At 64.2% G+C, this 20877-nt stretch carries 16 protein-coding genes; 5 read left to right on the top strand and 11 right to left on the bottom strand.

Annotation, left to right across the window (positions count from 1 at the left end):
- Window positions 1–72 precede the first annotated feature (72 nt).
- Entirely contained in the window at window positions 73–870 is a 798-nt protein-coding gene (locus H9K76_RS10445) for an outer membrane protein assembly factor BamD (protein ID WP_187600123.1), read from the top strand.
- Here the strand turns inward: H9K76_RS10445 and H9K76_RS10440 are convergent.
- The gene (locus H9K76_RS10440; RefSeq protein WP_246475454.1) at window positions 821–2974 is read right to left on the bottom strand and encodes an ATP-dependent DNA helicase; all 2154 of its coding nucleotides are present in this window, start codon (window positions 2972–2974) and stop codon (window positions 821–823) included. The genes H9K76_RS10445 and H9K76_RS10440 overlap by 50 nt on opposite strands.
- A 184-nt stretch (window positions 2975–3158) precedes the next feature.
- Here H9K76_RS10440 and H9K76_RS10435 point away from each other — a divergent pair, with 184 nt between their 5' ends.
- On the top strand, window positions 3159–3965 hold the full coding sequence (locus H9K76_RS10435; RefSeq protein ID WP_187600121.1) for a PP2C family protein-serine/threonine phosphatase: 807 nt from the start codon (window positions 3159–3161) through the stop codon (window positions 3963–3965).
- A gap of 65 nt (window positions 3966–4030) precedes the next feature.
- Here the strand turns inward: H9K76_RS10435 and H9K76_RS10430 are convergent, their stop codons facing one another.
- From H9K76_RS10430 to H9K76_RS10410, 5 genes are all read right to left on the bottom strand, one after another.
- Window positions 4031–4738, bottom strand: a complete 708-nt coding sequence (locus H9K76_RS10430) for a hypothetical protein (RefSeq protein ID WP_187600119.1) — start codon at window positions 4736–4738, stop codon at window positions 4031–4033.
- Between the two features lies 1 nt (window position 4739).
- Complete coding sequence (gene zapE / locus H9K76_RS10425) at window positions 4740–5837, bottom strand: cell division protein ZapE (RefSeq protein ID WP_187600118.1); 1098 nt, start codon at window positions 5835–5837, stop codon at window positions 4740–4742.
- Between the two features lie 126 nt (window positions 5838–5963).
- Window positions 5964–7391, bottom strand: a complete 1428-nt coding sequence (lpdA, locus tag H9K76_RS10420; RefSeq protein ID WP_187600116.1) for a dihydrolipoyl dehydrogenase — start codon at window positions 7389–7391, stop codon at window positions 5964–5966.
- Between the two features lie 81 nt (window positions 7392–7472).
- The gene (gene odhB, locus H9K76_RS10415) at window positions 7473–8723 is read right to left on the bottom strand and encodes a 2-oxoglutarate dehydrogenase complex dihydrolipoyllysine-residue succinyltransferase (RefSeq protein WP_187600114.1); all 1251 of its coding nucleotides are present in this window, start codon (window positions 8721–8723) and stop codon (window positions 7473–7475) included.
- Between the two features lie 54 nt (window positions 8724–8777).
- Window positions 8778–11657 (bottom strand): 2-oxoglutarate dehydrogenase E1 component, encoded by a 2880-nt coding sequence (locus H9K76_RS10410; protein WP_187600112.1) that lies wholly within the window; start codon window positions 11655–11657, stop codon window positions 8778–8780.
- Between the two features lie 250 nt (window positions 11658–11907).
- Between H9K76_RS10410 and H9K76_RS10405 the strand changes: the two genes are divergently transcribed.
- Window positions 11908–12978, top strand: a complete 1071-nt coding sequence (locus H9K76_RS10405) for an AI-2E family transporter (RefSeq protein WP_187600111.1) — start codon at window positions 11908–11910, stop codon at window positions 12976–12978.
- 51 nt (window positions 12979–13029) lie between these two features.
- On the opposite strand, the gene H9K76_RS10400 is transcribed toward H9K76_RS10405, so the two are convergent.
- The 3 genes from H9K76_RS10400 to H9K76_RS10390 are packed head-to-tail and all read right to left on the bottom strand — an operon-like array spanning window position 13030 to window position 15869.
- Complete coding sequence (locus tag H9K76_RS10400) at window positions 13030–14010, bottom strand: Bug family tripartite tricarboxylate transporter substrate binding protein (RefSeq protein WP_187600109.1); 981 nt, start codon at window positions 14008–14010, stop codon at window positions 13030–13032.
- Window positions 14011–14065: 55 nt separating this feature from the next.
- A complete protein-coding gene (locus H9K76_RS10395) occupies window positions 14066–14437 on the bottom strand; it encodes an AtuA-related protein (RefSeq protein WP_187600107.1) in 372 nt (123 codons plus the stop codon).
- 43 nt (window positions 14438–14480) lie between these two features.
- Complete coding sequence (locus tag H9K76_RS10390) at window positions 14481–15869, bottom strand: acyclic terpene utilization AtuA family protein (protein ID WP_187600105.1); 1389 nt, start codon at window positions 15867–15869, stop codon at window positions 14481–14483.
- A gap of 85 nt (window positions 15870–15954) precedes the next feature.
- Here H9K76_RS10390 and H9K76_RS10385 point away from each other — a divergent pair, with 85 nt between their 5' ends.
- Window positions 15955–16863 (top strand): LysR family transcriptional regulator, encoded by a 909-nt coding sequence (locus tag H9K76_RS10385; RefSeq protein WP_187600103.1) that lies wholly within the window; start codon window positions 15955–15957, stop codon window positions 16861–16863.
- Between the two features lie 215 nt (window positions 16864–17078).
- Complete coding sequence (locus H9K76_RS10380; RefSeq protein ID WP_187600101.1) at window positions 17079–17945, top strand: universal stress protein; 867 nt, start codon at window positions 17079–17081, stop codon at window positions 17943–17945.
- Between the two features lie 32 nt (window positions 17946–17977).
- Here H9K76_RS10380 and H9K76_RS10375 read toward each other — a convergent pair whose 3' ends face one another.
- Window positions 17978–18886: an alpha/beta fold hydrolase gene (locus H9K76_RS10375; RefSeq protein WP_187600100.1), complete on the bottom strand. Its 909-nt coding sequence runs from the start codon at window positions 18884–18886 to the stop codon at window positions 17978–17980.
- A gap of 347 nt (window positions 18887–19233) precedes the next feature.
- Complete coding sequence (locus H9K76_RS10370) at window positions 19234–20877, bottom strand: ABC transporter ATP-binding protein (protein ID WP_187600098.1); 1644 nt, start codon at window positions 20875–20877, stop codon at window positions 19234–19236.

Here is a 20877-nt window from a genome sequence, read left to right as displayed (position 1 = left end):
CGGCGCATATCCCTATGCTCCGGAAGGCCAAACCTGATGCTCCAACCTTCCTCTGCGGGAAATACTGCTGTTATGTCGCGTTTGACTCTGCCCTTGTTCTCTGCGTTGCTGGCTGCCGGCCTTCTGGCAGGCTGCTCCACGTCGGTCGAAGATAAAACCGCAGGCTGGAGTCCCAACAAGATCTATTCGGAGGCCCGCGACGAGGCCAGCAGCGGCAGCTACGACAAGGCCGTCCCACTGTTCGAGAAGCTTGAAGGCCGCGCCGCCGGCACGCCGCTTGCGCAGCAGGCCCAGCTCGAGAAGGCCTACTCGCAATACAAGAACAACGACAAGGCGCAGGCCGTTGCCACGCTGGATCGCTTCATGAAGCTGCACCCTGCGAGCCCGGCGTACGACTATGCGCTGTACCTGAAGGGGCTTGTCAACTTCAACGAGGACCTGGGCATGTTCTCCTGGCTGTCGCGCCAGGACCTGTCCGAGCGCGACCAGAAGGCCGCCAAGGATTCGTTCGAGTCCTTCCGTGAACTGGTCACCCGCTTCCCGGAATCACGCTATACGCCCGACGCGCGCCAGCGCATGACGTACATCGTCAACTCGCTTGCCCAGTATGAGGTGCATGTCGCTCGCTACTACTACGAGCGCGGCGCCTACGTGGCCGCCATCAGCCGCGCGCAATCCGCCATTGCGGACTACAAGGAAGTGCCCGCCATCGAAGAGGCGCTGTACATCCTGATGCGCTCCTATGACGCGCTGGGCCTGGAACAACTGCGCGACGACACCCGCCGCGTGCTCGAGGGCTCCTATCCCTCGAGCGACTACATCAAGTACGGCTTCCGCAAGAAGGATGATCCGTGGTGGAAGTTCTGGTGAGCCGGTCCACCTGCTCCTGACATTCCGCCTCCGACGCCAGCACCCGCATGGGCGGCAGCTGGCGCTGCAACCACTTTCCATAGCCCTTCGCGAGCCTGGCATCGGCCACCACCAGGAGGCCTGAATCGCGCTCGCTGCGGATCAGCCGCCCTGCGCCCTGCCTGAGCGCGAGGGCCGCCTCCTGCAGCGCATGTTCCTTGAATGGATTCCTGCCCTGCTCCTGCAGGTACTCCGAGTAGGCCTCCACCAGCGGGTCGGTGGGCACGGGGAACGGCAGCTTGTCGATCACCACCATCTGCAACGCATCACCCGGCACGTCAAACCCCTGCCAATAGGACTGCGACGCCACCAGCACGCAGCCATTGCCCCTGTGTTGAAAGCGCTCCGCGATCCAGGAGTGCGTGTTCTGTCCCTGTACCAGCAGCTCGATCCGCCCATCCTCGATGGCTGGGGCCAGTGACCTCGCAAGGCGCTCCGCGATGATGTGCATCGCGCGCAGGCTGGTGGTCAGTACCAGCGTCCGGCCGCCCAGGCGCAGGACCGGCTCCGCGAGCCAGTCGGCCAGCGCGCCTGCATGCTGCGGGTCGTTGGCGGAGGGCAGGAACGCGGGAATGTACAGCGATGCCTGGGCCGCATAGTCAAACGGACTGCCGAGCCGAAGCGTGCGTGCGCCCTCCAGGCCCAGCGGCCCGGTGAAACAGTCGAGTGCGTCGTTGGTTCCCAGCGTCGCAGAGGTGAAGATGAAGCTGCGCGGCAACTCGCCTCCCACAGTGGCCGAGTGCGCCTCTTCGGCGGAAACGGGCTCGTCCCACGCGCTGGCGTCCGGCTGTGCCCCGGCCTGCGGCACTGAAGGCATGGCCGTGGCCCAGAGCGCCTGCAGCGAAGGTCCGGCACGAAACGGTGTCTGCTGCAGTCGCACGTCATCGATGCTGCATTCCAGCCAGCGCACCTGCCCGCCCTCCTCGGGCCGACCCAGATTCGACAGCACTTCCAGCAGCGAGACTGCGCGCTGGTGCAGGCGTGCGATGTCGGGCGACTGCTCGGCCACATCGTCCAGCGCGGCAAGCACGTGGCGCAGAGTCGAGACCATCGTCTGCACCACAGACTGCCATGCGGACGGCTCGATGCCGTCGGGGGCCTCACCGCGCCAGGCAATGCGTGCACCCAAGGGAAGGTGCGCACAGGCTCCCATGAGCCTCCGGGAAGCTCCCATCACCTCGTCCCGCAATGCCGCCCAATCCCGCAGCCCGCCGACCAAGTGCCCCCCCACATCATGCAGGTCCTGCGCCAGACCCTGCAATTGGCGGGCACTGCAGGCTTGTCCAAAGGCCTGCTGTCCGACCGCGTTGAGCGAATGCGCCTCGTCGAAGACGATGACCCGGGCATGCGCCAGCAGATCGGATTCACCTTCGCCCACCCCTGCCTGATCGGCCATGAAGAGCGCATGGTTGACCACCGCCACGTCGGCCACTGCCGCTTGCCGCCTGGCGCGGTACACATGACAGTCGCCAAAGCGCGGACAGCGCCCTGCAAGGCAGTTCTCCCGTGTCGACGTCACCTGGGCTTTGGTGTGCGCATCCAGGCTGGGTGACGGCAACTCGGCCAGATCGCCGCTGCGGGTCGATTGGGCCCACCTGCGAACATCGTCCAGGGCAGCCGTATTTGCGCCGGCATCAGTCGCATCCGCCCGATGCGCCCAAGCCTGCTCGAGCCGATGCAGGCACAGGTAGTTCGCCCGTCCCTTGAGCAGGGCCACGCGGCGATGCAGCGACTGGTGGCGGTTCAGGATCTCGACCAGGCGTGGCAGATCCCGGTGCACCAGTTGCTCCTGCAGTGCCTTGGTGGAGGTGGATACCAGCACGCGCGCGCCGCTCAGCAATGCCGGCACCAGATATGCATAGGTCTTGCCGATCCCCGTGCCCGCCTCGACCACCAGGCATCCGCCCGACTCCACCGTTTCGGTCACGGCCCGCGCCATGGTCTCCTGGGCTTCGCGGCGCTGGAACTCCGGCAACTCGCGCCCAAGGGCGCCGCCCTCGCCCAGGAAGGCCATGACGTCGGCCATCAGCACGCTGGAGGCTCTCACAGGAGTCGTTGTCGCCATGGCAAGCCCGCCCCATCGCAAGACTGCGGGTGGAAACCCTTGGATTTCACCCCACAACTGCCATTTTTAAGAAAATTCATTAGCTCTTGAAACACTTTTACCGCAACAATCAGATCGAGTGTCGATAGTGACGGCCAGCCGATTAAACTTGATCGATACCCCATAGAACACAACACGTCCCGCCATGTCCAAAGCCTTTCGACTGACTGCCTCCACCGGGATCCACAAGGGAGATCGCGAGTACCAGCAGGATCGCGTCGCGCTGTTCGCGCACCCCCGTTACAACGGCTGCGTGCTCGGCATTGTGGCAGACGGCATGGGCGGGCGCAGCGGCGGACGCAAGGCATCCGACCAGGTCATGCTGACCGCCCAGCAACTGTTCGAGCGCTTCTCACCTGAAGTGGACGACGCTGCGACGATGCTCAAGCACATCGTGACCGAGGCGCATATCGTTATCCGCCTCACCGCCATCTCCTCCGAGCAGGAACCGCACAGCACGCTGGCGGCCTTCCTCATCACGCCGCGCGGCGAGTGCCACTGGGTGCATGCCGGCGACTCGCGCATCTACCATGTGCAAAACGGTGCGCTGATCCATCGCACCAGCGATCACTCCTATGTCCAGACGCTGGTCGACCGCGGCGAGATCAGCGAAGCCGAGGCCAACACGCATCCCCACGCCAACATCCTGGTGGGGTGCCTTGGAACCGAGAATGACCCCCCCGCCACGCCGCATGCGATTCCCGTGCTGCGTCCCGGCGATGTGATCCTCGCCTGCAGCGACGGGGTCTGGCACTATTTCGCGCCCACCGAGCTCGCATCGGTCGTGAATTCGCTGACGCCGCGCGAGGCCACGGAGTTCCTCATCGACAAGGCCCGCTCGCGCGCACGCGGAGGCGGAGACAACCTCTCGCTGGTGATCGTGAAGATCGAGGCGCTGGAAGAGCAGAAGAAGGTTCCAACGCTCACGCAACTGGCAGGATCTGCCCACTGACTCGCGGGATCCAATGAAAAAGCCGCAGGACCGAACTGCGGCTTTTTTGCGTGCCGTGGCTGCGACTAGCGAGATGCCGGTTCTGGAAGCGGCGCCGCTGGCGTCTTGCCGCTCTTGGCGGCATCCTCCAGGTCCTTTTCATGGCGGACACGGCGCTCTTCGGCCTTGCGCTGCTTGGCCTCGTAGCGCATGCGGGCACGCTCGACGCGACCCGGCTCGCTGGCCTGGCGCTTGGACTCGCTCTGGGCGTGGGCTGCTTCGCGGGACTTCTGCTGAGCGGCACGCTGCCCTGCCTCGGACGCACGCTGGGCGCGCTCCTGCGCATTGGCCTCGGCACGTGCCGCAGGATCGGTCGCCTCTGCCTTGTCTCTGCCGGCTTCGATCTTCTCGCGCTGCTGTTCCTCATTCTGCTCGATGAATGCGCGGCGGTCGGCGGCCTTCTCGCGGCGTTCGGCCTCATTGAGCTTGAGCTCCTGGCCGCGCAGCGTCATATCCTGAGCCCGAGCCTCCGAACGCGCATCGCGCAGACAGGCATCCACGGCGAATTTCTTGTAGCAGGCCGCCTCCTGGGCATGCAGGTGATCCTGGATGACCTTGCGCTCCTTCTGGATACGCGCGCGCTCTGCATCGCGCTCGATCTGCACCTGCTCGGCCTGCGCCTTCGCCACGGGATCACCCGCAGGTTGCGCCGCCGCAGCCCATCCCGCCGCGCAGACCAATGGCAGCGCGAGAAGGGGCGTCATCCAGTGCGGGCGGCTCAGGCAGTTCTTCATATCAAGTCAAGTTCGTGTCAACCATGCGGCGGTCCAGCGCCAGATACTCCTTGGACTGCATCTCGTTCAGGCGCGAGACAGTGCGCGGGAATTCGTGCGCCAGGGGACCCTCAGTATAGAGATCCTCGGGAGCGGTCTGCGCTGAAATGATCAGCTTCACATGACGGTCATACAGCACGTCGATCAGCCAGGTGAAGCGGCGAGCCGGAGAGGCCATGCTCACCGGCATGTGCTTCACGTTGGACAGCAGCACCGTGTGGAACTGCGTGGCGATCTCAAGATAGTCGTTCTGCGAGCGCGGCCCGCCGCAGAGTTCGTTGAACTCGAACCAGACCACGCCACCCGCACGGCGCTTGGCGCGGATTTCACGGGCTTCGATATGCAGGATCGGGCTCTCGTCCTTCACCTCGGCCAGCTGGTTGAACGTGGCCTCCATCGCTGCCTCGGCCTCGGGCCCGAGTGGCGTGTGGTAGAGCTTGGCGTTCTCCAGCGTGCGGCGGCGGTAATCCGTGCCGTTGTCGACGTTCACGACCTCCATGTGCTCGTTGAGCAACGCGATCGCGGGCAGGATGCGGTCGCGATGCAGGCCGTCGGGATACAGGCCGTCCGGCTTGAAGTTGGACGTGGTCACGAACCCCACGCCATTCTTGAACAGCGAATCAAGCAGTCGGTAGAGGATCATCGCATCGGTGATGTCGGCGATGTGGAACTCGTCGAAACATATCAGCTTGTACTTCTTGGCGATCTTCGCGCCCAGCACGTCGAGCGGATTCTGCGTGCCCTGCATCAGGTGCAGCTCATGGTGCACCGAGCGCATGAACTCGTGGAAGTGCAGGCGCACCTTGCGCTTGATCGGCACGGCATTGAAGAAGCAATCCATGAGAAAGCTCTTGCCGCGCCCCACCCCGCCGTACATGTACACGCCCTTGGGCAGGTCCGGGTGGTTGATGAGCTTCTTGAAACTGTTGGAACGCTTGGACTTGTACACCGCCCAGTCGTCCGCACAGCGCTGCAGCGCCTCCACCGCGCGCAATTGCGCCGGGTCGCTCTTGAATCCCTTGGCGGCCAGTTCTGCCTGGTAGGCCTCTTTCACGTTCACCGTCGTCTCTCCCTCACCTCAAAAATGCAAATAGCCGCCAACGCCTGGGATCCCGGGCGTTGGCAGCCATCTTCGGCTCGGATCGTGAGCATGCTCACAGGAACCGATCCGTCCATCGACGTTGGATCAGAAGTTCAGGGTGCGCTTGTCCACCGCCAGAGCCGCTTCCTTCGTGGATTCGGACAGCGATGGGTGGGCGTGGCAGATGCGGGCGATGTCTTCGCTCGATGCCTTGAACTCCATGGCCACCACGGCCTCGGAGATCAGCTCCGAGACCATCGGGCCGACCATGTGCACGCCCAGGATCTCGTCGGTCTCGGCGTCGGCGATGAACTTCACCATGCCGGTCGTGTCGCCCAGGGCGCGTGCACGGCCGTTCGCGAGGAACGGGAACGAGCCGGCCTTGTACTTCACGCCCTGCTCCTTGAGCTGCTGCTCGGTGCGGCCCACCCATGCCACTTCAGGGCTGGTGTAGATCACGAAAGGAATGGTGTCGAAGTTCACGTGGCCGTGCTGGCCGGCAATGCGCTCGGCCACGGCAACAGCCTCTTCCTCGGCCTTGTGCGCCAGCATCGGTCCGCGCACGACGTCGCCCACGGCCCAGACGCCCGGCAGGTTGGTCTTGCAGTCGGCATCGACCACGATCTGGCCGCGCTCATCGAGGGCCAGGCCCACGGCTTCGGGGTTCAGGCCGATGGTGTTGGCGGTGCGGCCGATCGAGACGATCAGCTTTTCGACTTCCAGCGTCTGCGCCTCGCCCTTGGCGTTGGTGTAGGAGACCGTCACGCCCTTCTTGCCGGTCTTGACCTCGCCGACCTTCACGCCGAGCTCGATCTTCAGGCCCTGCTTGTCGAACGCCTTCTTGGCTTCCTTGGCGATCTGCTCGTCCACGGCGGGCAGGAACTTGTCCATGCCTTCGAGCACGGTCACTTCCGAGCCCAGGCGGCGCCACACGGAACCCATTTCGAGGCCGATCACGCCGGAGCCGATCAGACCCAGGGTCTTCGGCGTCTTCTCGAGAGCCAGGGCACCGTCGTTCGACAGGATGAACTCCTCATCGAATGGAACGCCGGGCAGCGCACGCGCATTGGAGCCCGTGGCGATGATGATCTGCTTGCCGGTGATGGTTTCCTCTTCCTTGCCGGCGACCTTGATCTCGTAGCCGCCTTCGGCAGCCTTCACGAACGAGCCACGGCCGTGGAAGAAGGTGACCTTGTTCTTCTTGAACAGGTACAGGATGCCGTCGTTGTTCTGCTTCACGATGCCTTGCTTGCGCGTGATCATCTTGGGCACGTCCATCTCGACCTTGCCGGTCGAGATGCCATGGTCCGCGAAATGCAGCCTGGCGTGTTCGTAGTGCTCGGAAGACTGCAGCAGCGCCTTCGAGGGAATGCAGCCCACGTTGGTGCAGGTGCCGCCCGGAGCCGCGCCGCCCTGTGCGTTCTTCCACTCGTCGATACAGGCGACGTTGAAGCCGAGTTGTGCTGCACGGATTGCAGCGATGTAACCGCCAGGGCCAGCGCCGATGACGACGACGTCGAATTGCTTGCTCATGATTTGAATCTTTCTCTGCTTGATTGGAAAAAAACCCACCGCTTTTGGTGGTGGGTTTCGTCTAATTTCGATCTGCGGCGATTACAGGTCGAACAGCAGGCGGCTTGGGTCTTCCAGCGCGTCCTTCATGGCAACCAGGCTCAGCACGGCTTCGCGGCCGTCGATGATGCGGTGGTCATAGGACATGGCCAGGTAGTTCATCGGGCGGATCACGATCTGGCCGTTCTCCACCACGGCACGGTCCTTGGTGGCGTGCACGCCGAGGATGGCGGACTGAGGCGGGTTGATGATGGGAGTGGACATCATCGAGCCGAAAGTGCCACCGTTGGAGATCGAGAACGTACCGCCGGTCAGCTCTTCGATGCCCAGCTTGCCGTCCTTGGCCTTCTGACCGAATTCGGCGATCTTCTTCTCGATGTCTGCGAAGCTCATCTGGTCGACGTTGCGCAGGATAGGCACCACCAGGCCGCGAGGCGAGCTCACTGCGATGCCGATATCGAAGTAGCCGTGGTAGACGATGTCGTTGCCGTCGATCGAGGCATTCACCGCGGGGAACTTCTTCAGTGCGTGCACTGCAGCCTTCACGAAGAAGGACATGAAGCCCAGCTTCACGCCGTGTTCCTTGACGAACTGGTCCTGGAACTTCTTGCGCATGTCCATCACGGGAGCCATGTTCACTTCGTTGAACGTGGTCAGGATGGCATTGGTGGCTTGCGATTGCAGCAGGCGCTCGGCGATACGGGCACGCAGGCGTGTCATCGGCACGCGCTGCTCAGGGCGATCGCCCAGGTCCTGCTTTCCGGCAGGCGCTGCGACCTGCGGCAGAGCCGCTGTCGGAACACCCGTCGGGATGGCGGCGCCACCCTTGATGGCGGACAGCGCATCGCCCTTGGTCACGCGACCATCCTTGCCCGTGCCAGCCACGTTCGCGGCGGACAGGTTGTTATCGGCCAGGATCTTGGCAGCAGCAGGCATGGCCACGCCAGCCTTGCTGTTGTTGCTTGCTGCAGCAGCTGCCACGGGAGCGGCGGCGGGTGCAGAGGCAGCGGCTGCGGGAGCTGCAGCAGCAGGCGCGGCAGCGCCGGCCACGGCTTCGGTGTCGATCTTGGCGATGACCTGTTCTGCGGTGACGGTTGCACCGTCGCCTTGCAGGATCTCGGTCAGCACGCCGGCCGAGGGAGCAGGCACTTCGAGCACGACCTTGTCGGTTTCGATCTCGATGAGGATTTCATCCACAGCAACTGCCTCACCAGCCTTCTTCTTCCAGTTGAGCATGGTGGCTTCCGTGATGGACTCGGAGAGCTGCGGAACTTTGACGTCAACAATAGCCATTTTTCTTTTCCAATTCGTGTTTTGTACTGATGGGTAATGAGCGGGTTTCCAGCCTTACTTGGTCAGGACAAAACCCTTGAGCTTGCCAAACGCGCCGTCGACCAGCGCCTTCTGCTGCTCCTGGTGCAGGTGCGAGTAGCCCACGGCAGGCGATGCCGAAGCCGCACGGCCGGAGTAGCCCAGCTTCTGGCCATCGAGCATGTTCTCGTGGATGTTGTGCTGGATGAAGAACCAGGCGCCCTGGTTCTGCGGCTCGTCCTGGCACCAAACGATTTCAGTCGCGTTGCTGTACTTCTTCACTTCGGCAGCGAAAGCCTTGTGCGGGAACGGATACAGCTGCTCGACACGGATGATGGCCACATCGTCGATCTTGGCTTCCGTGCGCTTCTTCACGAGGTCGTAGTACACCTTGCCCGAGCAGGCGACGATGCGCTTGACCTTGGCCGCGTTCTTGACCACGGCGTCATCCTGCTCCGGCAGCACCGTGTGGAACGAACCCTTGGTGAATTCGGTGAGCGGCGACGTAGCATCCTTGTTACGCAGCAGCGACTTCGGCGTCATGATCACGAGCGGCTTGCGCAGGTTGCGAACCTGCTGGCGGCGCAGCACGTGGAAGATCTGGCTGGCCGTGGTCGGCTGCACGATCTGCATGTTGGTATCGGCAGCCAGCTGCATGAAGCGCTCGAGGCGCGCAGAGCTGTGCTCCGGGCCCTGGCCTTCATAGCCGTGCGGCAGCATCAGCGTCAGGCCGTTGACACGGCCCCACTTCACTTCGCCGGAAGCAATGAACTGGTCGATCACGACTTGGGCGCCGTTGGCGAAGTCGCCGAACTGGGCTTCCCAGATCACCAGCGTGTTGGGGTCGTTCGACGCGTAGCCGTATTCGAAGGCCAGAACGGCTTCTTCGGACAGGATGGAGTCGATCACGACGAACGGAGCCTGGTTCTCGGCGACGTTCTGCAGCGGAATGTAGGTGCCTTCGCTCCACTTCTCGCGCTTCTGGTCGTGGATCACGGCATGGCGGTGCGTGAACGTGCCACGGCCGCAGTCCTCACCTGACAGGCGCACGGGGTAGCCCGACGCCACCAGCGATGCGAAAGCCATGTGCTCGCCCATGCCCCAGTCGACGTTGATCTCGCCACGGCCCATGGCCGCACGGTCGTCGTAGACCTTCTTCACGAGCGCGTGAGGCGTCACGCCTTCGGGAATCGTGGTGATCTTCTCGGCCAGGCGCTTCCACTCCGTCAGCGGGATCGCCGTGTCGCCGGCGTCCGTCCACTTCTGGTTCAGGAACGGGCTCCAGTCCACCGCGTACTTGCTCTTGAAGTTGGTGAGCACCGGATCCATGGTGTGCTTGCCTTCGTCCATGGCGGCGCGGTAGGCCTTGACCATGTCGTCGCCCAACGTTTCGCCAAGGCCTTGCGTGGCCAGCTTGTCGGCGTACAGCTTGCGGGTGCCGGGGTGGGCGCCAATCTTCTTGTACATCAGCGGCTGGGTCAGCGCAGGAGTGTCCTGCTCGTTGTGGCCCAGCTTGCGGAAGCAGATGATGTCGACGACCACGTCCTTGTCGAACTCCATGCGGAATTCCAGGGCGAGCTGGGTGGCCAGCGCGACCGCTTCCGGATCGTCACCGTTCACGTGCAGCACGGGCGACTCGATCATCTTCACGATGTCGGTGCAGTACAGCGTCGAGCGTGCGTCGCGTGGATCGGAGGTGGTGAAACCGATCTGGTTGTTGATGATGATGTGCACCGTGCCGCCCGTGGAGTAGCCACGGGTCTGGGCCAGTGCCAGGGTTTCCTGGTTCACGCCCTGGCCTGCAAAGGCCGCGTCGCCGTGCACCAGCACCGGCAGCACCTGCTTGCCGCGCGGATCGGCGCGACGGTCCATGCGCGAGCGCACGGAGCCTTCGACCACCGGGTTCACGATTTCCAGGTGCGAGGGATTGAACGCCAGCGACAGGTGAACCGGGCCGCCGGCCGTCGTCACGTCGGAGCTGAAGCCCTGGTGGTACTTCACGTCGCCCGATGGCAGATCTTCGGGAGCGGTGTGGTCGAATTCGGCGAACAGGTCCTTGGGCATCTTGCCCAGCGTGTTCACCAGCACGTTCAGACGGCCGCGGTGGGCCATGCCGATCACGACTTCCTGGATGCCCTTCTGGCCGGCTGCATTGATCAGCTCGTCCATCGCCGCGATGAACGACTCGCCGCCTTCCAGCGAGAAGCGCTTCTGACCGACATACTTGGTGTGCAGGTAGCGCTCGAGGCCTTCGGCTGCGGTCAGGCGATCAAGAATGCGCTTCTTCTTGGCTGCGTCGAAGCTCGGCTTGCTGCGGATCGACTCCAGCTTCTGCTGCCACCAGCGCTTCTGGTTCTGGTCGGTGGCATACATGTACTCGGCGCCGATCGTGCCGCAGTAGGTTTCGCGCAGAGCATTCATCAGCTCGCGCAGGGTCATGGTTTCCTTGCCGAAGAACGTGTTGCTGGTGTTGAACACGGTTTCCTGGTCGGCGTCGGTGAAGCCGTAGAAAGATGGCTCCAGCTCGGGAATTTCGGGGCGCTCGGTGCGCTTGAGCGGGTCGAGATCGGCCCAACGCTGGCCCACATTGCGGTATGCGGCGATCAGCTGCTGTACGGCGGTGCGCTTGCGGCCCAGTTCGGAGTCGGCGCCGGAGGCCACCACGACCTGCGTGCCACCCTGCTTTGCACGCTCGGCAAAGGCATTGATGACGGGCAGATGGGGAACGTCCTTGGCATCGCTGCCGTCGACTGCAGGCACGTGCTGCAGTGCATCGAAGTACTCGCGCCAGTTGTCAGGCACGCTGCCCGGGTTGGCCAGATAGCTCTCATACATCTCTTCCACATACGGCGCGTTGCCGCCAAAGAGATACGTGTTGCCTTGATAGGCTTTGTATACAGATGTGGGTTCGCTCATTGTTCCGCTCACCTCTGCTTCCCTTCAGGAAGCTTTAGCTGGTTAGTAAACCTTCCGCGTCACGGCTGAACCGGTTGGCGGATGCGACTGTGGCAGGGGAAGGGGCCTTTAGTACGGGCGCTATTGTGCCATCGAAGTGCGGAATGCGTATGTCGGCTTGATGTCGGACATGAACTCTTTCGTAACAACGGCCTGTCGCGAGATGCAGCAAGTCGCGTACATTTGCCGAAATCCGGCTCTTTCACGCAATATGAAATCAAATACGCTGCAGCAACGCACTTTTCTGGGGATCCTGGTTCTGGTGACCCTGGCGTTCATGGCCATCCTTTGGCCCTACGCCTTTGCCCTGTTCTGGGGTGTGGTGCTTGCCATCCTGTTCGCGCCAATGCAGCGGTGGCTGCTCGCGCGCATGCCCCGGCGCCCGACCCTGGCAGCCCTCATCACGCTGGGCGTCTGCCTGCTGATCGTGATTCTGCCGTTGCTCGTGATCGTGACATCGCTGGTGAGCGAGGCGGGTGTCATCTACGAGAGGCTGCGCTCCGGACAGCTCAATGTGGGCAGCTATCTGCAGACGCTCATACAGGCCATGCCCGGCTGGGCCATGGGCCTGCTCGATCATTTCCATCTCACGACCGTGGCCGAGGTCGAGGCGCGACTGTCGAGCTTCAGCGCACAGGCCAGCCAGTTCCTCGCCACGAAGGCCGTGGATTTCGGCTCGAATACCCTGCAGTTCGTCGTGGGCTTTGGCGTGATGCTCTACCTGCTGTTCTTCCTGCTGCGCGACGGCGGGCGGCTGGTGGCGCGCATTCGCGACGCCATTCCGCTCGATCCTGAGCACAAGCGCAAGCTGGCGGTCAAGTTCACCACGGTGATCCGCGCCACGGTCAAGGGCAACATCGTGGTGGCCGCGGTGCAAGGCGCCCTTGGCGGAATGATCTTCTGGTTCCTCGGCATCCAGGGCCCCGTGCTGTGGGGCGTGCTGATGGCCTTCCTGTCGCTGCTGCCAGCCGTGGGCGCAGCGCTGATCTGGGGCCCGGTGGCGATCTACTTCTTTGCGACCGGCGACATCACCAAGGGCGTGATCCTCACCCTCTTCTGCGTCTGCATCATCGGGCTGGTCGACAACCTGCTGCGCCCGATCCTGGTCGGCAAGGACACCAAGCTGCCCGACTACGTGGTGCTGATCTCCACCCTGGGCGGCATGGCGATCTTCGGCATCACCGGTTTCGTGATCGGGCCGATGGTGGCTGCGCTGTTCAACGCCGTGTGGGATCTGTTCTCGCCGCCCGAATCCGAACTCGAGGCGCTGGCCGACGACTGAGCCGACATGCTCCTTCCGGACGAAGGCCCCGTTGTCGGGGCCTTTCTTCGTTCACTCCGGCTGAATGCCCGCAGCCTTGATCACCCTGCCCCACTTCAACGTCTCGGCCGCCTGGAAGCGAGCCAGCTCGTCCGGCGTGGTCGTCCATGCCACCGATCCCGCAGTCTCATAGAACGACTTGGCTGCGGCGCTTTGCGTGGCATGCTGCAGCAGCTCGTTGAGGCGCGCAACGACCTCCTTGGGCGTGCCTGCCGGCACATATGCGGCGAACCAGTAGCCCATGTCGTAGCCCTTCACGCCAGCCTCGTCGAGCGTGGGAACATCGGGCAACTGAGCGCTGCGGGCCTGCGTCGAGTAACCAAGCGCCTTGAGCTTGCCCGACTTGATCTGCGGAATACCGGTGGACGTGTCGGTGATCATCATGTCGATCTGGCCGCCCAGCAGGTCCGTGATCGCGAGCGGATTGCTCTTGTAGGGCACGTGCAGGATGTCCACGCCCGCCAGTTGCTTGAGCATTTCGCCGGCCACCCGGCTGGAGGAGCTCCCGCTGCCGAACGACAGCTTGCCCGGGGATTTCTTCGCTGCCGCGAGCAGTTCGCCCACGTTCTTGAACGGCGATGCGGCATTCACGACCAGCACCTGCCCGCCCTTGCCCAGGCCCGTGACCGGTGTGAAATCCTTCACGGGATCGTAGGGCAGCTTCTTGTAGAGATGCTCGTTGGCCGACTGCGTGGTGTTCGTGGTGATCAGCACCGTATAGCCGTCGGCCGCCGCCTTGGCCACGTACTGGGCCGCGATCATGCCGCTCGCACCGGCCTTGTTGTCGACGATGACGGAAGCCTTGGCCTCGGTCGTGACCGACTGCCCCAGGGCTCGCGCCAGCAGGTCAGTGGCGCTGCCTGCCGCGAACGGCACGACGAAAGTGATGGGCTTGGCTGGATATTCAGCGGCCTGCGAACTCATGGCCGTGGCCAGCGCCAGCGCGCCAACGGACAGGGCCAGCATGGTGCGGCGGTTGGTCTGGATCGTCATCTTCTTGTCTCCTTGATATGGAAGTGTTGGAAAGGGGTCTGGCGGATGCGGCGGCTCAAGCCTGCACCGCCCGGCCTGCCAGATACGGATGCAACTCGCCGGGAACGGCGATCGGCATCTCCAGCAGCAGGAATGACAGCGCCTTGCCATGGCTGTCGAGATTGAGCGCGTCGTTCACGCCTCCGTCGAGCACCTCGTCGAGCACGAAGTTCATCGCCTGCAGGTGGGGCAGCAGGTAGCGCGTGACTTGCGACGGATGCCGCGCTGCGAACTGCGCCGCCACGCGTTCCTCGGTCACCTCGCGCACCAGCAGGTCCCAGAGCGCCGGGTGCCAGGCAATCACGCTGATATTGGAGCGGTTGCCCTTGTCGCCGGTTCGGCCATGTGCAAGACGGTGCAAGGGCTTGGAGAGGGATGGATGGGTCATGTCGTTCCTTCTGTTCATTGCGGGGCGTGTTCGGCTCCCCTGCTCAGGCCACCCAGTCGAAACGGGTGCGCACCGCATCCCGCGGAACGAGGCACGACACGGTTCCCAGCCGCGCCCGCACCGCGGAGCGAACGCCGCCGCCGCCGGCGGGACCACAGCAGTACAGTGCATTGACCTCGCGCGTGAGCCGCAGCGCATCGCCACGATCCTGGCGCTGCCATGAAAGCCTGAGCCGCACGTCGCGAGCGTCATGAAGTGCCTGCATCTGCCGTTCGTGCTTGTCGCGATCCTTTCCGGCTGACGGGAGCCACTCGTTGCCATCGTCTCCCAGGACGCTGTTCACGCCGATCAGGTCCACTCGGATCTTCTCTTGCTGGCCGAGACGCTCGCGCACCACGTCCGCGGCGAGCAGCGCCCGCAAGCCTGCACGCGGGCCGGCATAGGAGATCTCCGCCTCTGCAAACCAGCCCGCCTCAAAGCAGACATTCACCTTGAGCGTTGGCGGCCGCTCGTGGCCCAACACGCCTTCAAGGCGCGCGCGATCGACAGCCACCTCGAGCACACGCGCCTGCGTGATGTCCGCCACCACATCAGGCGTGAGATAGGCGGCGGGGTCGTGCAGTTCGTAAAGCAGCTGCTCCTTGACCGTCCGCGCGTCGATGCGTCCGCCGGTTCCAGCGGGCTTGGAGATGGTGCAATGGCCGTCGGCATCGATGTCGGCGATCGGGTAGCCGACATGCGCCAGATCGGGCACGTCCTTGAAGCCCGGATCGGCAAAGTACCCGCCCGTCACCTGCGACCCGCATTCGAGCAAGTGTCCCGCCATCGTCGCGCGGGCAAGGCGATCCCAGTCCTGCATCGACCAGCCGAAATGGGCGATGGCCGGCCCCAGCACCAGCGAAGGGTCTGCCACGCGGCCGCAGACGACGATGTCCGCACCCGCACGCAAGGCCTCTGCGATCGGCTCGGCACCGATATAGGCATTGGCGCTCACGATGGGCGCCTGGGGCAGCCGCTGTCCGAGGGCGCGCTCCAGCATGGGCCGATGCACGTCGCCCAGCAGGTCATCGCCCTCCACCACCGCCACCCGGGGAGTGCGCGTGCCGAGTTCCGCAGCCAGGGTGAGGATGCGCCGCGCCGCGCCGCGCGGGTTGGCCGCGCCAAAGTTGCTCACGATGCGGATGCCATGCTGCAGGCAGAGCGCCAGCACCGGGCGCAGCAACTCGTCCAGCAGCGGCTCGAAGCCCGCATCGGGGTCATCGCGACGCGCGAGCTGCGCCAGCGCCAGCGTGCGTTCGGCCAATGTCTCGAACATCAGCACGGAAGGCCTGCCTGCGGCGATCAAGTCTTCCACGATGGGCAGTGCCGCATCCGTCCGGTCGCCCGAGAAGCCCGCTGCGCAGCCGATGCGCAGCACATTTGCCTGAGTCATGTCCTGTGGTCTCCTGCGACGCACTGTAGATGGCATGGGTTATTCTGTGAAATCGATAATCAGGATCAACTGATCTGAAACTCAAATGAATATCTCGATTCGCCAGATCGATGCATTCCTGGCCCTGGCCGGGCAGCGCCATTTCACGCGCGCCGCGGCGCAGTGCCACCTGTCCCAGCCGGCATTCAGCGCCCTCATCCGCTCCCTCGAGGATGAGCTGCAGGTGCGCCTGTTCGACCGCAGCACGCGGCATGTGGAGCTGACGGCCGAAGGCGTCAACTTCACCGAGTCGGCCCACCGCATCCGTGCGGAGGTCGACCGTGCCATCACCGGCATGCGCGATGCCGTCACGCTCAAGCGCGGAAAGGTCAGCATCGCGCTGCTGCCCTCGCTCGCGGCGGGCTGGCTGCCGCAGCGGCTGGCGGAGTTTCGCAAGCGGTTTCCCGGCATCGAGCTCGAGATTGCCGACGTCCTGTCCGAGCCCTGTATCGAACTGGTGGCTGCGGGCAAGGCCGACTTCGCGCTTGCCGCGATCCGGGCCGACACGCCCGACCTGCAGGCCGAGCCCTTCTGCAGCGATGACTTCCACCTGGTGTGCCGCGCCGACCACCCGCTGGCCAGGCGCCCCCGGTCACGCGCGCAGCAGCCCATCTCGATCGAGCAGCTGGCGCAGTACCCCTTCATCCACATGGCGCGGCACAGCAGCGTGCGCCAGTTTCTCGAGGCGGCCCTGCATCCGCAGCCCATGAACAGCGTGATGGAGGTCGAGCAACTCGCCACCGTCATGGGCATGGTGCGCGCAGGCCTGGGCATCAGCGTGATTCCCGCGCTCACGCTGTTCCACTTCCAGCAGGACGAACTGGTCACCCGCGCGCTCCACTGGCCTGCGCTGCGCCGCCAGATCTACCTGGTGCGCCGGCGCGACCGAAGCCTCTCCGTGGCCGCGCAGGCGATGTACGACACGCTCATGGAAAACCGTCCCGTCATGGGCTGAACCAGCGCCGGCATGCGCCGAACTGATCCATGCAGCGGCCCCCCGGGTAGGTGAATGCCCTGAATTGGACGCCGCACGTGGCCATGCCGTCAAAAGATCGTTTTTAGACGCTAAACTCGATTCGAACTTCCGCGATGCCGTAGCGCCTGCAGCAGCACCGGGAGGTTCGCCGGAGCCACACGCTGGCTGGTTGTGCAACATAGGAGAAACGCCGTATGAACACCCCAGACACCGTATATGCCTGCATCGACGGGCTCGATGCCACCGCATCCGTGATCGACAGCGCCGCATGGGCCGCGAGACGCCTGCATGCTCCGCTCACGCTGCTGCATGCACTCGAGAGACCCGAGCCGCTTCCGCCCGTCGGCGACTACAGCGGCCTGATCGGCGTCGGCGCGCAGGAGGTTTTGCTCCAGCGACTGAACGAGCTGGACGAGGAGCGCTCCAAGGTCGCGCACCAGGCGGCCCAGCAGATGATCCAGGAGGCGCTCAAGCATGTGGATGCAGAAAGTGTTCCGGCCCTGCATACCTACCTGAAGGATGGCAACCTCACCGATGTGTTGCTGGAACAGGAGCCCACGGCGCGCCTGTTCGTGCTGGGCAAGGGCTACCGGGCCACCACTGCGCGCAAGTTGCGCCTGGACCACCGCGTGGAAAGCGTGATCCGCAGTGTCAAGCAGCCCGTGCTGGTGATCACCGCATCCCATTTCGTCACGCCCACCCATTTTGTTGTTGCTTTCGACGGCAGTGCCACCGCGCTGCGTGCGGTGCAGGCCGTGGCGCGCAGTCCCTTGCTGCGCGGCATGGCGGCGCAGCTCGTGATGGCCGGGGAGCCCTCCGTGGAAATGCTGGCGCAGCTCGAAGGCGCGCAGCGCCTGCTGGAGGAGTCAGGCTTCCAGGTGACCACGCAGCTGGTGCGAGGATTGCCCGAGGAGGCCATCCCCGCTTTCCTCTCCTCGCGCAGCGACACCTTCCTGGTGCTGGGTGCCTATGGCCACTCCCGCATCCGCCAGCTGATCGTCGGCAGCACGACGACTGCCCTGCTGCGCCTGAGCTCGGTGCCGGTGCTCGTGCTGCGTTGATGCGTCACCGATTCCAATCGGGCTCGACGGACCTAACCCGCCTTGAGGAACGGTAGCGCCGCCTCCAGCAGTGCCTCGGGCGCTTCCTCTGCGATGTAGTGCCCGCATGGCAGCGTATGTCCGCTCACCTGTGTGCCGATCTTCTGCCATTCCTTGAGCGGCTCGAAACAGCGGTTGACCACGCCCTGCTCGCCCCAGAGCACCAATGTGGGCAGCGTCAGGAAGTGCCCCGCCTCGATATCCTCGCGGTCATGCTCCAGGTCGATGTCGGCCGAGGCGCGATAGTCCTCGCACAACGCATGCGCCGCACCGGGCAGGGCCATGCAGCGCTCGTATTCGGCCAGTGCACGCAGATCGAAAGGCGAGAGTCCCGCCGAGCGGCCGCCCAGAACGTCGCGCACGTAGGCTGCGGGATTCGCCCGGATCAGGCGCTCGGGCATGGGTGACTTCTGGATGAGGAAGAACCAGTGCCAGTAGGCGCGCGCAAAGGCTTCGGTGGTCTGCGAATACATGGCCACGGTCGGTGCGATGTCAAGCAGCACCATGCGCTCGACCACATCCTCGTGATCCAGCGCCAGGCGATGCGCCACGCGCGCGCCGCGATCATGCGCGAGCACCCGGAATGTGGGGTGGCCCAGTTGCTGCATCACCTGCAGCATGTCGCGCGCCATGACGCGCTTGCTGTAGTCCGCGCTGCGCGCACCGCCGTTGGGCTTGGAGGAATCGCCGTAGCCGCGCAGGTCGGCCAGCACCAGAGTGAAATGCCTTGCCAGCTCCGGGGCCACCTTGTGCCAGATGGCCGAAGTCTGGGGATGGCCGTGCAGCATCAGCAGCGCGGGGCCGCTGCCGCCGGTCAACACGCGGATGTGCACTCCACCTTCGACAGGGATCGATCGGCTTTCAAGACCTGGGAACAATTCGCTGAGCTCGCTGCTGTGCATGGATGTGTATTGCCTCTGAGAATTTGTAGGGGCACCGCGACAGCCTGGGGCCTGTGCGCAGGCGCTGCTGCGGAGGCGTTGGATGGGTTGACGGTGCCCGAATGGAAAAATCGATCATAGGATCGAATGCGCCTGGGGTTCATGCGCAACATGGGCACGCAACCCGCTGACTTGAGCAAGATCAGCTCGCAAGCAAGTCACCGCGATTTCGGCACCAGAGAATGCGCGGTGCCAACGACGTAGGTTAACAGTTGAGGCCTGCTGGCACAAATCGTGATCGAAAGCTGCCGATGCGAGAAGGGATGTACGCGGCCTCGAAATACTGAACGGAAGGGCTGGAAATGGATCTAGACCAGCGCCGCCGCCACCAGCTTCTGCGTGTAGGGATGGCGCGGCGCATCCAGCACCTGGACCACGGAGCCGCTCTCGAGCACCTCTCCCTCCTTCATCACGATCACACGATGCGCCATGGCACGCACCACCGCCACGTCGTGCGTGATCAGCAGATAAGAGAGATTGCGCGCCTTCTGCAGCCGCTGCAGCAGGCCCAGCACCTGCTGCTGGATGGTCACATCGAGTGCACTGGTCGGCTCGTCGAGCACCAGCAGGTCCGGATCGACCACCAGCGCCCGCGCAATGGCGATGCGCTGGCGCTGGCCGCCCGAAAACTCGTGCGGATAACGCGACAGGAGTCCGGGGAACTGCGCCTCCGACAACCCCACGTCGGCCAGGATTCGCAGCACCTGCTCACGCCGGGAGTCCGGAGTCATCTGTGGCGCGTGCACCTCGAGGCCTTCGCCGACGATGTCCTCGATCGTCAATCGCGGCGACAGCGATGAGAACGGATCCTGGAACACCACCTGCACCTTGCGCCGCAGCGCCTTGTTGTGGGGCGTATTGTGGGTGGGAGGCTTCTGCCAGCGTTCGCCGGCGAGTGCCATCTCTCCTTCGTACGGCAACAGGCCCAGCATGGCCTGAGCCAGCGTGGACTTGCCTGAGCCCGACTCACCGACCACGCCGAGAGTCTGCCCGCCCGGCAACTCGAAATTCACAAGCCGCACCGCATCGAACCGGCCCTTGCGAAACCACCCCGTGAAGCCCGGCAGCGATACCGCGTAGCCCACGGTCAGGTCCGAAGCCAGCGCGGCCATGGGCGCCTGCGCGATCTCGTCAGCGGCATGCTCGATCACATCGCGCACCGGAATGCTGCCGATGAGCTTGCGCGTATAGGAATGCTGCGGTGCTTCGAAGACCTGCGCCACGGCGCCCTGCTCCACCAGCACGCCATGCTCCATCACGGCCACCCGGTCTGCAAACCTGCGCACCAGCATGAGGTCATGGGTGATCAGCAGCACGGCCATGCCCGTCTGCCGCTGCAGATCATCGAGCAGGTCGAGGATCTGCCCGCGCAGCGAAACATCCAGCGCCGTGGTCGGTTCGTCGGCAAGAAGCAGTTGCGGCTGGCTCGCCAGCGCCATCGCGATCATCGCGCGCTGCCTCTGGCCGCCGGAGAGCTGATGCGGGAAGGCCCCTGCGCGCCGTGCGGGCTCAGGAATGCCCGTGGCGGCCAATAGCTCGATGGCGTGATCGCGTGCCTGCTGCCGCGTGAGAGCCTGCTTGAGCTGAAGCACCTCGGCAATCTGCTCGCCCACGGGCATCAGCGGGTTCAATGCCGTCATCGGCTCCTGGAAGATCATGGCGATGTCGCCACCCCGCACGCCGCGCAGTTCCCGCTCGCTCAGCGCCAGGAGGTCGCGCCCCCGGAACATCGCATGCCCCGAAAGCTCGGCATCGCCCGCGAGGCGCAGCAGCGACAGCGCGGTCACCGTCTTGCCGGAACCCGACTCGCCCACCAGCGCCAGCTTTTCTCCGGGATGGATGTGGAAGTTCACACCGTGCACCACCTCCTTGTCGCCAAAGCGCGCCCGCAGCTCCTGCACGTCCAGCAGTGGGAGACCGGTCTGGGGGGAGTCAACGGGAATATGGGGCAT

The sequence above is a fragment of the Diaphorobacter ruginosibacter genome (genome assembly GCF_014395975.1).
GTDB lineage: Bacteria > Pseudomonadota > Gammaproteobacteria > Burkholderiales > Burkholderiaceae_C > Diaphorobacter_A > Diaphorobacter_A ruginosibacter.
Note: the sequence above shows the minus strand (reverse complement) of the source record. Positions and strands in the feature narration are given on the sequence as shown.

Bases quoted from the DNA above. Each gene is read 5' to 3' on its own strand.
- H9K76_RS10375 (WP_187600100.1), bottom strand. From the start codon at position 18,886: ATGCACAGCAGCGAGCTCAGCGAATTGTTCCCAGGTCTTGAAAGCCGA.
- H9K76_RS10435 (WP_187600121.1), top strand. From the start codon at position 3,159: ATGTCCAAAGCCTTTCGACTGACTGCCTCCACCGGGATCCACAAGGGA.
- H9K76_RS10390 (WP_187600105.1), bottom strand. From the start codon at position 15,869: ATGACTCAGGCAAATGTGCTGCGCATCGGCTGCGCAGCGGGCTTCTCG.
- H9K76_RS10395 (WP_187600107.1), bottom strand. From the start codon at position 14,437: ATGACCCATCCATCCCTCTCCAAGCCCTTGCACCGTCTTGCACATGGC.
- H9K76_RS10385 (WP_187600103.1), top strand. From the start codon at position 15,955: ATGAATATCTCGATTCGCCAGATCGATGCATTCCTGGCCCTGGCCGGG.
- H9K76_RS10430 (WP_187600119.1), bottom strand. From the start codon at position 4,738: ATGAAGAACTGCCTGAGCCGCCCGCACTGGATGACGCCCCTTCTCGCG.
- H9K76_RS10380 (WP_187600101.1), top strand. From the start codon at position 17,079: ATGAACACCCCAGACACCGTATATGCCTGCATCGACGGGCTCGATGCC.
- odhB (WP_187600114.1), bottom strand. From the start codon at position 8,723: ATGGCTATTGTTGACGTCAAAGTTCCGCAGCTCTCCGAGTCCATCACG.
- H9K76_RS10405 (WP_187600111.1), top strand. From the start codon at position 11,908: ATGAAATCAAATACGCTGCAGCAACGCACTTTTCTGGGGATCCTGGTT.
- H9K76_RS10400 (WP_187600109.1), bottom strand. From the start codon at position 14,010: ATGACGATCCAGACCAACCGCCGCACCATGCTGGCCCTGTCCGTTGGC.
- lpdA (WP_187600116.1), bottom strand. From the start codon at position 7,391: ATGAGCAAGCAATTCGACGTCGTCGTCATCGGCGCTGGCCCTGGCGGT.
- H9K76_RS10370 (WP_187600098.1), bottom strand. From the start codon at position 20,877: ATGCCCCATATTCCCGTTGACTCCCCCCAGACCGGTCTCCCACTGCTG.
- H9K76_RS10445 (WP_187600123.1), top strand. From the start codon at position 73: ATGTCGCGTTTGACTCTGCCCTTGTTCTCTGCGTTGCTGGCTGCCGGC.
- H9K76_RS10440 (WP_246475454.1), bottom strand. From the start codon at position 2,974: ATGGCGACAACGACTCCTGTGAGAGCCTCCAGCGTGCTGATGGCCGAC.
- H9K76_RS10410 (WP_187600112.1), bottom strand. From the start codon at position 11,657: ATGAGCGAACCCACATCTGTATACAAAGCCTATCAAGGCAACACGTAT.